The sequence below is a fragment of the Mesorhizobium sp. Mes31 genome (genome assembly GCF_024519675.1).
Taxonomy (GTDB): Bacteria; Pseudomonadota; Alphaproteobacteria; order Rhizobiales; family Rhizobiaceae; genus Mesorhizobium.
On record NZ_JALJRL010000005.1, the window covers coordinates 81,689 to 94,003 of the forward strand.

The window sequence follows — 12,315 nt, forward strand, 5'->3', positions numbered from 1 at the left end:
CCCGATGGAATCGGGATGGGGCTCTATCTCTTTGTTTGAGCATGATCTTTCCCGAAAACCGGATTCCACTTTTCGGGATCATGCTCTAGGCCGGATGATGTACCGCGAGGTCGGTACGGCGCTTGCGTCCCTCGTGCAGCTGCCAAAGCGAATGCGCGACCAGCGTGATGATCAGGATCGTGCCGCCGATCAGGCTGTTGCGGGTCGGTGTTTCGGCAAAGATCATCCAGACCCAGACCGGCGCCAGCACGGTTTCGAGCAGGTAGAACATCGCCACTTCCGGCCCTGAAATATACTTTGGCCCGTTGGCGAGACAGAAGAACGAGATCGGCATGACGACGGCGCCGTTGAAGATGATCCACCATGGCGCGTTCACCTGAATGCCTTCGCCGGTGACCATGAATGCCGCCAGCGCGAGTGGCAGAAGGACGCCGACCAGGGCCGTGAATCCCATATCCTTGCCGCTGGCGCGCGAGATGGTGATGGCAACGGCGATGAAGAAGGCCGAACACAGCGCCATGAAATCGCCGAACAGATGCCCGGTGCCGACAGAACCGCCGACAATGACCAGCACGCCGAGAATCATGATCAGCATCGCGGCGATCGTCACCAGCCGCGGCCTCTCCTTCAGGAATATCCAGGACAGCAATGCCGCGAACACGGTGTTGAAAGCCAGGATGAACACCAGGTTGGCGGTCGAGGTGTGATAGACGGCGGTGACGAAGGTGATCGAGGTCAGCCCGTAGCATATCGCCACGACGAGGCCGGACCAGCCGGGGATGAGCTGCGGGGCGTTCCGGCTGAGCGCGCGCCAGATCGACCAGATAATCATGGCAGCGACGAAGGTGGTGCCGGTGCGCAGCAACAGGATCGTCCAAGCGCCACCGTCGGCGAGGCGGATCAGCGGAATGTCGACGGTCAGTGTCAGTCCGCCAATGGCGGTTATCAAAAGGCCCTTCTGGTGGTCGTTGTGGGAAGACATGCGGCAACTTTCGCAATGAGATGCAGATGACCCGGCGCGATGGCGCACTCTCCAGCCAACCGGCTGAAAGACCAGCATCCCTGCCTTGAAACAGTTTAAGCGTGGATCGTGGAAAAACTCAGCGTGCAACCGCTTCGTTGGTGTAGCGCTCCCAGCCTTTCGGGCCGAGATGCTCCTGCGGCATGAAGCGCATCTTATAATTCATCTTGCGCGAGCCGTTGACCCAGTAGCCAAGGTAGACATGGGGCAGGCCCATCGCCCGGGCGCGCGCGATGTGGTCGAGGATCATGAACGTGCCGAGCGAGCGCTCGTCGAAATCGGGATTGAAATAGGAATAGACCATCGACAGGCCGTCCGCCATCTTGTCGGTAAGCGCCACCGCGATCAGCTCGCCTTGTCCCTTGCCGGTGATGAAGGTGTCGGGTCCGCGCCGCCGGTACTCGATCACCTTGGTGTCGACATGGGTGTCCTCGACCATCATGGCGTAGTCGAGCACCGTCATGTCGGACATGCCGCCACGGCGGTGACGGGCATCGAGGTAGCTGCGGAACAGCGAATATTGTTCGGTGGAGGGTTCGGCACCGTGCATGGCGCCGACGAGGTCGGAATTGTGCTGCAGCACGCGTTTCATGCTGCGGCTGGTGACGAATTCCTGAGCCAGGATACGCACGGAAACACAGGCGCGGCAGGTCTCGCACGCCGGCCTGTAGGCGATGTTCTGCGAGCGCCGGAAGCCACCTTGCGTAAGCAGGTCGTTCATCTCCGACGCCTTGTCGCCGACGAGGTGCGTGAACACCTTGCGCTCGAACTGGCCGTCGAGATAGGGGCACGGCGACGGCGCGGTCAGGAAGAACTGCGGCGACTGGGTCGGATGCTGCGTCATCGAGCCTTTGGATACACTCCTTCGAATCGCTCTACCTTTGGCGCGGACGGCGAAAAATTCAACAGGATTGTGAGGGCGTGGTTGAGACGACGCTTCACATTTGCGCCGAGAGGGCCTTCGGCGCTCCCGAAAATGCCGTCAGCGGTCGGTGCGGTTGACCACCGTGCCAAGCAGCAGATCGTGCAGCGTGCGCTTGCGATCGGCGAACAGAGTCACCAGCAGGACCAGCGGCGACAGGATGACGTTGCCAGCCCAGAACAGCACCGAATGGACGACGGCGGTGAGACCGTCGATCGGCCTGCCGTCGAGCCGGTCGAGGCGGATGCCCATCATCTTCATGCCCGTCGTGGCCTGGTCGGCGCTGCCCAGCGTGTTCCAGATGTAGAGGATGGCGACGGCCGGTACCAGGACGCCAAACAGCATCCAGCCAAGGCCGAGGGTCAGCAGCCCGAGGAAAAACACCAGTATGGCGAACGGGATGGTGAGCAGCGCGACAATGACATAGTCGATCACGAAGGCCAGGATGCGCCGCGTGCGCACGCCGTCATAGGCCCGCACGTCGTCGAGCCTGGTGATGATGATTTCTCCGTCGAGAACGCGCGCGTTCATGTCATTTCCTCGTAATAGGGCCCGACATAGGGTGCGGGCCGCTCGACATTGAAATGGTGAAGGCTCGCGGCGGAATCAAGATCGAGCTTTTCAAGGCGGGCAAGGTTCGAACGGCAAGGGATGCGGTGCGAATCGGTTGAATTTGCTTTGCGGATAGCATTAGCTTGCTGCGGCGCAACAAAGCGCGCAGGGGCAGAGGGACGGGGCACCATGGACTACGACATGCTGGTCATCGGCAGCGGGCCCTCCGGGCGCCGCGCCGCGGTGCAATCGGCCAAGCTCGGCAAATCGGTGCTGGTGGTCGACCGGGGCCGGCGTCTCGGCGGCGTATCGGTGCATACCGGCACCATCCCATCGAAAACGCTGCGCGAAACGGTGCTCAACCTCTCAGGCTGGCGCGAGCGCGGTTTCTACGGCCGCGGCTATCGGGTCAAGCAGGATATCTCGGTCGGCGACCTGATCGAACGCTTGCACAAGACGCTCGATCACGAGGTCGAGGTGCTGCAGCATCAGTTCATGCGCAACACCGTCAAGAGCGCGCGCGCCGATGTGAGATTTCTTGGCCCCAACAAGGTCAGCCTGACCACCGACACTGGCGACTACAGCGAGGTCGGTTTCGCCCATGCGCTGATCGCGGTCGGCACAAGGCCGCACCGGCCTCGCGACGTGCCTTTCGACAAGACCCGCGTCTTCGACAGCGACGAGATGCTGGAGCTTGACCGCCTGCCGCGAACCCTGACCGTGATCGGCGGCGGCGTCATCGGCGTCGAATACGCGACGATCTTTTCCGCGCTCGATGTGCCGGTGACGCTGGTCGAGCCGCGCAACTCGATCCTTGATTTCGTCGACCGTGAGATCGTTGACGATTTCATCCACCAGATGCGTGATCGCGGCATGACGATCCGCCTGGGCAGCGCCGTGAAGGAAATCCGGTCCAAGCCGGACACCGCCGAAGTGGAACTGGCCGATGGCCGCACCATTCGTTCCGAGGTCGTGCTCTACGCCGCCGGTCGCACCGGCAATGTCGGCAGCCTGGGGCTGGATATTGTCGGCATCGACGCCGACCCGAGGGGGCGTATCAAGGTCGATCAGCAGACTTTCCAGACCAGCGTGGCAAACATCTACGCCGCCGGCGATGTCATCGGCTTTCCGAGCCTTGCCTCCACCTCGATGGAGCAAGGCAGGGTGGCGGCCTGCCACGCCTTCGGCGTGCCCTTGCCGCCACCACCGGAAACCTTTCCCTACGGCATCTATGCGGTGCCGGAGATCTCGACGGTCGGCCAGTCCGAGGAACAGGTGCGCGAGAGTGGGGCTGCCTACGAGGTCGGCGTGGCGCGCTTCCGCGAAACCTCGCGCGGCCACATCATGGGCGTCAACACCGGCTTCCTGAAGCTGTTGTTCTCGATCGAGACGCGCCGGCTGCTTGGCGCGCATATAGTAGGCGAGGGGGCCACCGAGCTGATCCATATCGGCCAGGCGGTGATCAATCTCGGCGGCACCGTCGACTTCTTCGTCAACAACACCTTCAACTATCCGACGCTCGCCGAAGCCTACAAGATCGCCGGGCTCGACGCGTGGAACAGGATGGGGCGAGGGTAGGCGACCAGTTCATTCGGCCGCTCTCCCGCCATCGTTCCGCGGGTAGCGCGAGTGAAGGCAATAGCAGGCACATGAGTCAGTTTGAGCGCCGCACCCGCGCTCCATACCAGCCCTGGATGATGGTTTCGCCGCCGTCAACCATTCTCGTGTGACTGGGGCGCTGTCAGCCACTGCCTGACGATAGCCGCATCCGCGCCACCGAATTCGTGGCCCGACGGAACGATCCGGGCGTCAAGGTCGGCGCCGTGCTGGCTAAGCAGCGTCACCAGTGCCGGCGCGAAGGGCGCATAGGTCACGTCGGCGGCGCCGGCAATGATGAGCACACGCACCTTTGACAGATCCGTCGGCGGTACATCGTCCAACACCGGCATCGGCCGCAGCAATGCGGCTCGTTCGACCAGGCCGGGATGCAACAGCATAACGCTGGAAAGCAGATTGGCGCCGTTCGAGTAGCCGAGGAACGTCGCGCGGGAGAGATCGAGATCGTGATGCAGCGCCGCGTCGCCGATGAAGCCGGCAAACGCGTCCGCCTCGTCGCGAATGCTATGCTGCTCGAAGCGCGTCGGGGTGATCCGCGTGAACCAGCGGAAACCGTCTTCCTGGGCGATACGGCCACGCACCGCCACCAGCACCGCGCGCGGCGCGATCTGTTTCCCGAGCGGGACCAGAGTGGTCTCTTCGACGCCGGATCCGTGCAGCAGAAAAAGCACTTCACCGGTTGCATCGGCGGGCCGGTAGAGGCGGTAGAAAAAACCCAGATCGCGCCGCGGGGCGACGTCTTCGAAGGCTTCTTCAGTCACGATCACAGCCTTTTGATTTCGAATTGCTTTTGTTCATTTTGCCGGCTTCAAAACGCAATATTTTCAAGCTCCGCGAAAGTTGATTGAACCGGGCGCATTACAGTCCGTTTCTTCGCCGATATCATCCCCGTGGGAGGAATCGAAGGGGTGCGCCGGGGGTCGCATTGCCGGCATGAACAACCAGCTTTGAGGCCTTTTGTCGATGACCACCCCAATTTCCCCGGATCGCGCTTCTGCGCGTGTCCCCGACCGCGACACGCGCATTGATGTCTTCCGCGCTCTCGCTCTTCTGACCATCTATGTCGACCATGTGCCGGGCACCGCCTTCGAATATCTGACCTACAAGAATTTCGGCTTTTCGGACGCGGCCGAGGTCTTCGTGCTGATTTCCGGCATCTCGGTCGCTCTTGCCTACGGCAGGAAATTTCAGCCCGGCAACCGGCTGCTGGCGACCCTGAAAATGTGGCGGCGCGCCGGCGTGCTCTATGCCGCTCACATCGTCACCACCATGGTGGTCATGGCCTTGTTCTGCGCCGCGGCGGTATTCGCCAGGCGGCCGGAGTTGTTGAAGCTGATCAACATCGAGCCGCTCATGAAGAACACGCCGGAAGTTCTGGTTGGCATCGTCACGCTTGGGCATCAGCTGGGCTACAACAACATCCTGCCGGTCTATGCGGTTCTGCTGCTGCTGGCGCCGGTCTTCCTGCTCGTTGTCAGCCACCGCCCGTTGCCAGCGCTGGCCGCTTCCGGTGCGCTATGGCTGGTGGCGGGGATCTACCAGATCGCGCCGCCGAACTATCCCGAGCCCGGCTTCTGGTTCCTCAACCCGCTGTCGTGGCAGTTCCTCTTCAACATCGGCCTGGCGGGCACACTGCATGTGCGTCGCGGCGGCAGCATCCCGGTCAATCGCTGGGTGGTTGGCGCGGCTCTCGCTTACACCGTCACGGCGCTGGTGTGGGTGCACAGTCCGCTCTGGGGACAGATTTCCTGGCTTGGCCTGCCTTCCGTGCTGACCGGCTTTGACAAGACGTTTCTGTCGCTGCCGAGGCTGCTGCATATCCTGGCGGTGAGCTACCTGATCGTGGCGTTCCCGGCGATTTCCAACCTGTTTCGCACCGGGCGCGATCACCCGCTTGCCATATTGGGCAAGCGATCGCTGCCGGTTTTCATTGCCGGCACGGTGCTGGCCATGGCGGCGCAGGTGCTCAAGCAGATCAATCCCGGCGGGTTCGCCTATGACAGCCTGTTGATCGCCGCCGGCATCGCCATGCAGTTCGCGCTCGCCTATTATCTCGAATGGCTTTCAGGCCTCGGCTGGTCCGGAAAAAGCAGGCCGGTTCCCAACGCGACACCGCCCGTCCATGCATCCTTCGGCATGCCAGCCATGACGGCAAGGGTGAGCCGATGACGCTTTGAGGCGACCGGCGTTCAGGCCGGCGGGGGGCCGGATGAGGCCCGCACCACGAGGTCGACCGGCAGCAATTGCCGGCTGAGCGAGCCGTCATTTTCCAGGATCGCCTTGACGGCGCGGCGGCCCATCTCGGCGATCGGCTGGGCGACGGTGGTCAGCGGCGGCTCGGAGATCGCCCCTTCCGGGACACCGTCGAAGCCGACGATCGAAACGTCGCCCGGCACGGCGATGTCATGCTGTCGCAGCCAGTCCAGTGCATGCAGGGCGATCCTGTCCGACATTGCCAGGATTGCCGTTGGCGGCTCGGCGCCGCCGAAAATATGATCGAGGCCGGCCCAGACACTTTTCTCGTCATTGACGGTTTCGTAGATCGGCACAAGCGAGACGTCGATGTCGAAACTGGAGAGTTCCGCGAAATAGCCGCGCAGGCGGTCGCGCGTACCGGAATAGAGGGCCATCTCCACTTGTGCCTGGGTGGTAGGACCGAAGCCGGCGTCCGCACAGGGCAGGGCAAGCACGGCAAAGCGACGATGCCGAAGCTCGGCCAGATGACGAGCCGCCAGGCCGGCCCCGGCTATGTTGTCGATACCGATCGCCGCGACCGTCTGGTCGTCCGAATCGAGATCGAGCGCCACAAAGGGCAGCTTGCGTTCGCGTGCCAGTTGCACCAGTCGCGAATCGCCCTCCATGCAGAAGACGATGAACCCGTCGACCAGGGCGCTCTGGATGTTCCATGCTAGCTGTTCGCTGTTGGCGGCCGAGACCAGCGAGATCCCGGCGCCGGTCGCGTCGCAAGCCTGCGAAATGCTGGCCATCATCACCCGGGCAAAAGGGTCGTCGAAAAAATAGGATAAGGGTTCGCCGGTGGCGACGCCAATGGCGTTGACCTTGCCGGCGCGCAGCAGCCGTCCTTTGGGGTCCGGTCCGCCGTACCCCATTGCCTCGGCCGCCGCCTTGACCCGCTCGCGGACTTCCTCGCGCACGATCTCCGGACGGGCGAACACGTTGGAGGCGGTGCCGTGCGACACGCCGGCCGCTTTGGCGATGTCTGCCAGCCGGACCGGTCTTGTCTTTCCAGAGGTCAATGGCGCCATCTTCGTCTCCTGAACCCACATCATCTAACACTTTCGTTGGATCGGTTCAAATTTTGACTTGATCAAAGGTTCGGCGAGGGGTATGTTTGAATCGATCCAAGTGTGCAGTGGTTTAATGGATTGGATCGATTCAATCGGTGGTCGAGGGAGATGTGCCATGCACCCCGTCAATTTTCTGTTCGAGGACATCTATCGCAACGACTGGAGCCTCACCTCGCACACGGTGACGCAGAGGCGCCGTGGCATCGCCAGCCCATGGGTTCGTGAGTTGCGGTTCCTCGTGGAGCGCAAGCGGAGCTGAATGGCGCCGCATTTTCTTGCTGATCGATTGGATCGATTCAAATCTTTAAAGGAGAACACAATATGCATCCCGTGAGCTATCTGTTCGAAGACATCTACCGCAACTATTGGGGCATCTCGCCTGCTTGCCGCCGGCCGGAGGCGCGCCGTCCGACCAGGTTACGGCGCAATCGCGAATTGCTTGTTCCGCCGGAACGCTGCCAAGACTGATCATTCGGAAAACGTTTGACAGGCAGCGGCCTGGCATGGGTCTTCTCGGCCGGATCCAGTCCCAGGGCAGGGCGCCCCGAGGCATCATCCGCCTTTTCGGAACCGCTGGTGCGGGAACTCAGCCGGATCAGGAACGAGCCCGCCCCAGTGCCGAGGCCGCGATCACCAGCCAGCCGGCGATGAGCAAGGTGCCGCCGATCGGCGCCGACAGCGGGAACAATCGCGAGCCGAGGAAGTCTCGGGCGAGCAGGTCGCCACAGAACAAGAGAAGTCCGACCAGCAGGACCAGGCTGCCGATGCGCAGGATCCGGTTCGCGCCGAGCAATCCTGTGGCGAGGAAGACCGGCGCATGCATGAGCAGGAAGGATGCGGCGGTACCGACGAAGGCGCCGCCCAGATGCGCAGCCGCGGCCGACAGCGCCACGCCGGCGGCACCGCAGAGGCCGGCGGCCAGGATGAGGACGCGGCCGCTGTTGCCGGAAGACTGCTCGACCGTGCTCATATCCGTGGCTCCGTGACGTTCAAGGGATGCGGCCAATCCGGTCAGGACTTGCCGGGGTTGGTGAGCATGTCCTGCTCGCGGCGCGATTGCGCCAGCCAATTATACACCGCTCCGCCCGCCATCAAGACGGAGGTGCCGAGAAACACCGAGCGCATGCCGAAATGGCCACCGGCAAAACCGCCAAGCAAGGGGCCGGCGACCTGTCCGACATATTGGGCGGAGATCGAGAGTCCCAACACATTGCCGCCAACGCCATCGGGAACATTGTGGCGGATCACGCTGGTGATGCAGGGCAGCAGCCCGCCCAGCGCCAGGCCCATCAGGAAACGCAGGCCGATGAGTTGCCAGCTTTGCGTGACGAAGGCCTGCGGGATCAGCAGCAGGGCCGAGACGGCAAGCGCGCCGATGATGACGTTCCAATGGCCGATGCGATCGGCGAGCTTGCCGAGGCGCGACGCCGACAGGATGGCGCCCAGCGCCGCCGCCGACATGACGACGCCCGAGATCAGCGTGACGCGGCTCTGGTCCTCGATGAGCTGCTGCACATAGACGGTGATGATCGGCTCGATCGACATGGTGGCGAAACTCAACAGCATGCCGGTGGCCAGCATGGCGACAACAGGCCGTTTGTCGGGGATTTGTGCCCAACCGCCTTTTGGCTTCCCCTTCGATGCGGCATCCGTTGTCTTCGGCCGAGGATTCTCCTTGATCAGGAAGGTGGTCGCCAGGAAGGCCAAGAAGATGACGCCGCCGGACAACAGGAAGGTGGCGCGGATGCCGATCAGCGGCGGCAAGGCGCCGCCAACCAGCGGGCCGACCAGCGCGCCAGCCGTGATCCCGGCCGACAACAGTCCAAGCGCCCAGCCGGAACGCTCCTTGGGCGTCTGCATGGCGACGAGGATGGTCGATCCCGAGGAATAGCCGCCGGCAAAACCAATCAGCAGCCTCAGCAGCACCAGTTGCCCGACTGTCTGCACCATGCCGGTCAGCGACATGCAGATGGCCATGCCGAAACTGGCGCGAACCAGCATCGACTTGCGGCCATAGCGGTCGCCAAGGCGTCCCCAGAGCGGCGCCACCAGTGCCGCCGCGAAGAAGGTCGAGACATAGGCAATCCCGGACCATTGCACGATCGCTGCATGACCTTCGGCGCCGAGCTGCTCTATATAGAGCGGCAGGAACGGCAAGAGCAGCGTCATGGCGACAAGCGTCGAGAACGAACCGGCGAAGCATACGAACAGATTGCGCCGCCAGTGGACGTTGTAGGTGCTGTCGGTCGCCGGGGGCGTGTTCTGCGGCATGTCGAATGTCCTGCCCGAGCAACTCGGAGTAGCCTGTTGCTGCGGATACCATTTTGGGATACCAAGATGGTATCCGTCATGGACGCTAGCCTGGCCGCTGTCAATGCGACCCTCTCAAACGTGATCGGAAGACGCAGGCCGCAAGCCGGTCGCCAGCAAACGGCCAGAAAACGGGAACGACAATGTCGCAGATGCAGAGCGTCGAAAAACAGCTTCGAGAGATGATCCTGGGCCTCGAGATCGGTCCTGGCGAGAAACTGACCGAGCGTTGGATCGAAAGTCGCTTCGGAGCGTCGCGAACCCCCGTCAGGGCAGCGCTGCTGCGGCTCGAGACCGAGGGTCTTGTCGGCAGGGACGGTCGTGGCTGGACGGTGTCGCCCATCAATCTGGCTGAACTCGAGCAGATCGCCGTCTACAGGGAGGCGGTCGAGGTTGCGGCACTTCGTCTGACCTGTGCCTTGGCCGACAGGAGCGGGGTCGATGTCATCGAGGCGATGCTCGAATCCTGCGACAGCAACACGCCGCGCGAGGAATGGCATCGTGTCGGCATGGATTTTCACATCGAGCTGGCGCGCCTGTCGGGCAACGAGTTCCTGTTTCGCGCGGTCCGCGATGCCATGACGCGCCTGTCGCGGGCCCGTTGGCTGGAGGTTCGCGACGAGGCGGCGCTTGCCCGTGCCTGGGCCGAACATCGCGCCATTCTGGCGGCGATACGCCTTGGCGATGCCGATGACGCCGCGCGCCGGCTTTCGGCCCACATAGTCGGCAGCCGCGACAGGCTGGTGACGTCGCTCGCCAACGATAGGCGTGGTCTTCGCGCCAGGGGTTTTGCCGTCGTTGCCGCTTAGTGCGGCGGTTGCAGGGCAGGGCGGTTGCCGCGCAAAAGGCGACGTCCCGGACGCGAGATGCACTTTCGGCCTCGCTTCGCGGGCGTCGATGGCGTAAGAGCGGCGATGGAAAACAACCGATTTGAAACACCCGTGACGGTCAAGTCAGTCGCGGCGGGAAGCACTCAGCTCTTGCGCTCGGCCCGAGAGGCTTCCGACTACCTGCTCAACAGCTGGCCGGGCAAACGCAGCCCCAAGCATCGCGCGGCGCTGCAAGCCTGTCATGATGCGCTGGCTGGCGACAAGCCGGCGATGAACGCCAGGCGCGCCTTCATTGCCGCGGCGCGCGAAGTGGACGTCTTCGTCAGCGACAAGGCGACGGCCTGACGCGAGGCGACAATCCGGATTGAGGCACGGCCCGCATTCGCGGGCCTTTTGCCGTCATTTCGCTGCTTCGGTTTCAGTCTCGCTCTCGGGCTGCGAACGTTCCCGCGCGGCAACCTTGGCCGCCAGCTTCTCAGCCTTCTTGGCCGCCTTCTGGCGGTCGCGTTCCTTGCGTTCCTGATCGTAGTTTGGTGCTCGTGCCATATCGGCTCCTTTTCACTGCCTCGCGGCTCTGACCCTGCCTAGGAGCATTGGCCGCCAAACACAACAGTGAAGTGCCCGGCTGTTGGCGTCGATGATGGTCCGGGGCTTGCAAGATGCGCGGCACAATGGTGTAGGAGGAACCGGGGCGCCAAGGTATTGAGAGCTGCCCGCTTGTTTTGATCAAGTGAACCATGGCCACAATTGCGCGAACGACGGCAAGGGTTTTCTACTATGCGCGAAACTTTGCGCGCGATATCGTCCCGCAGGCGTTGTTTCGCCACAGGCTGGCCGCTCGCCTCGAAAAGGCAAGGCTCCCGGACGCTTCGGTTCGCCGGCGGCTGAATTACTACAACAAGCTGCAGGACGCGTTTACGCCCAGCGCCGATGCGGTGCGCATAGGCGAGCTGCCGTTTACGCCGACCATGTACTATTACGACCTGAAGGAATTTGCCCGCTACTTCGATCGCGGGCTGCTGATCGACGTGGAATACGGAGACGTCAGGAAGGTGCCGAAGGTGCCTTCGATCGTGAAGGATCGGCCGATCCTCGCCGACGACAGCAATGCGGTCATCATGAAGCTCGACAAGTTTCGTCATTTCCAGATGCCTGCCGACGCAACTGCGTTCGCCGACAAGCTTCCGAGCGTGGTCTGGCGCGGCGATCTCAACAATCCGATACGCACAAGGTTTCTGAACGCCGTGCGCGACTTGCCGTTCTGCGACGCCGGCTCGCACAAGCCGAACGCGCCGGCCGAGTACAGCAAGCCCTTCCTCAGCATCAGCCAGCATCAGCGTTATCGCTACATTGTCTCGCTCGAAGGCAATGACGTGGCGACCAACCTGAAGTGGATCATGAACTCGAAGTCGCTTTGCCTGATGCCGCCGCCGACCTACGAGACATGGTTTGCGGAAAGACAGCTCGAAGCGAATGTTCACTATGTGCCGCTCGAAGCGGATTTCTCGAACCTTGCCGAGCGCGTGGCGTATTTCGAGCGGCACCCGGAGCAAGCCGAGCGCATCATCAAAGCTGCGAACGCCTATTGCAGGACATTCGCGAACGAGCAGGCCGAGCAGGCGATCTCCCTCCTGGTGCTCTACAAATACTTCGTCCTCAGCGGCCAGATCAAACCGGACGCCGAAGTCTGGCGCTACATCACGGGCTGAAGCAATTCCAGGAAAAGTGTGAAGCGGTTTTTCCAGGACAAGCGCG

At 62.6% G+C, this 12,315-nt stretch carries 14 protein-coding genes; 6 read left to right on the forward strand and 8 right to left on the reverse strand.

All coding sequences use genetic code 11. The features are described from left to right. Positions 1 to 85: 85 nt before the first annotated feature. From NR193_RS10325 to NR193_RS10335, 3 genes are all read right to left on the reverse strand, one after another. Positions 86 to 982, reverse strand: coding sequence for a DMT family transporter (locus tag NR193_RS10325; RefSeq protein WP_256750755.1), 897 nt, complete (start codon positions 980 to 982; stop codon positions 86 to 88). A 118-nt stretch (positions 983 to 1,100) separates the two neighbouring features. Next, positions 1,101 to 1,865 carry an arginyltransferase gene (locus tag NR193_RS10330; protein ID WP_091577533.1) on the reverse strand — a complete coding sequence of 255 codons (765 nt, stop codon included), beginning with the start codon at positions 1,863 to 1,865 and terminating at the stop codon, positions 1,101 to 1,103. 138 nt (positions 1,866 to 2,003) lie between these two features. Continuing rightward, positions 2,004 to 2,474, reverse strand: a complete 471-nt coding sequence (locus tag NR193_RS10335) for an RDD family protein (RefSeq protein WP_256750756.1) — start codon at positions 2,472 to 2,474, stop codon at positions 2,004 to 2,006. 210 nt (positions 2,475 to 2,684) lie between these two features. On the opposite strand from NR193_RS10335, the gene sthA reads away from it, so the two are divergent. Beyond that, complete coding sequence (gene sthA, locus NR193_RS10340) at positions 2,685 to 4,073, forward strand: Si-specific NAD(P)(+) transhydrogenase (RefSeq protein ID WP_256750757.1); 1,389 nt, start codon at positions 2,685 to 2,687, stop codon at positions 4,071 to 4,073. 134 nt (positions 4,074 to 4,207) lie between these two features. Here sthA and NR193_RS10345 read toward each other — a convergent pair whose 3' ends face one another. After that, the gene (locus NR193_RS10345) at positions 4,208 to 4,873 is read right to left on the reverse strand and encodes an alpha/beta hydrolase (protein WP_256750758.1); all 666 of its coding nucleotides are present in this window, start codon (positions 4,871 to 4,873) and stop codon (positions 4,208 to 4,210) included. Between the two features lie 202 nt (positions 4,874 to 5,075). Here NR193_RS10345 and NR193_RS10350 point away from each other — a divergent pair, with 202 nt between their 5' ends. After that, the gene (locus NR193_RS10350; protein ID WP_256750759.1) at positions 5,076 to 6,281 is read left to right on the forward strand and encodes an OpgC family protein; all 1,206 of its coding nucleotides are present in this window, start codon (positions 5,076 to 5,078) and stop codon (positions 6,279 to 6,281) included. Between the two features lie 20 nt (positions 6,282 to 6,301). Here NR193_RS10350 and NR193_RS10355 read toward each other — a convergent pair whose 3' ends face one another. Further along, positions 6,302 to 7,378 (reverse strand): LacI family DNA-binding transcriptional regulator, encoded by a 1,077-nt coding sequence (locus NR193_RS10355; protein WP_256750760.1) that lies wholly within the window; start codon positions 7,376 to 7,378, stop codon positions 6,302 to 6,304. Positions 7,379 to 7,535: 157 nt separating this feature from the next. Here NR193_RS10355 and NR193_RS10360 point away from each other — a divergent pair, with 157 nt between their 5' ends. Next, complete coding sequence (locus tag NR193_RS10360) at positions 7,536 to 7,679, forward strand: hypothetical protein (protein WP_256750761.1); 144 nt, start codon at positions 7,536 to 7,538, stop codon at positions 7,677 to 7,679. A gap of 336 nt (positions 7,680 to 8,015) precedes the next feature. Here the strand turns inward: NR193_RS10360 and NR193_RS10365 are convergent, their stop codons facing one another. After that, on the reverse strand, positions 8,016 to 8,390 hold the full coding sequence (locus tag NR193_RS10365; protein WP_256750762.1) for a DUF423 domain-containing protein: 375 nt from the start codon (positions 8,388 to 8,390) through the stop codon (positions 8,016 to 8,018). 41 nt (positions 8,391 to 8,431) lie between these two features. Further along, entirely contained in the window at positions 8,432 to 9,691 is a 1,260-nt protein-coding gene (locus NR193_RS10370) for a multidrug efflux MFS transporter (protein ID WP_256750763.1), read from the reverse strand. Between the two features lie 182 nt (positions 9,692 to 9,873). Between NR193_RS10370 and NR193_RS10375 the strand changes: the two genes are divergently transcribed. Both NR193_RS10375 and NR193_RS10380 read left to right on the forward strand, forming a co-directional pair. After that, positions 9,874 to 10,539 (forward strand): GntR family transcriptional regulator, encoded by a 666-nt coding sequence (locus NR193_RS10375; protein ID WP_256750764.1) that lies wholly within the window; start codon positions 9,874 to 9,876, stop codon positions 10,537 to 10,539. Positions 10,540 to 10,671: 132 nt separating this feature from the next. After that, entirely contained in the window at positions 10,672 to 10,905 is a 234-nt protein-coding gene (locus NR193_RS10380) for a DUF982 domain-containing protein (RefSeq protein ID WP_244529578.1), read from the forward strand. Between the two features lie 54 nt (positions 10,906 to 10,959). On the opposite strand, the gene NR193_RS10385 is transcribed toward NR193_RS10380, so the two are convergent. Beyond that, positions 10,960 to 11,106 (reverse strand): hypothetical protein, encoded by a 147-nt coding sequence (locus tag NR193_RS10385; protein ID WP_091578098.1) that lies wholly within the window; start codon positions 11,104 to 11,106, stop codon positions 10,960 to 10,962. A 191-nt stretch (positions 11,107 to 11,297) separates the two neighbouring features. Between NR193_RS10385 and NR193_RS10390 the strand changes: the two genes are divergently transcribed. Further along, positions 11,298 to 12,269, forward strand: coding sequence for a glycosyl transferase family 90 (locus tag NR193_RS10390; RefSeq protein WP_256750765.1), 972 nt, complete (start codon positions 11,298 to 11,300; stop codon positions 12,267 to 12,269). Positions 12,270 to 12,315 lie beyond the last annotated feature (46 nt).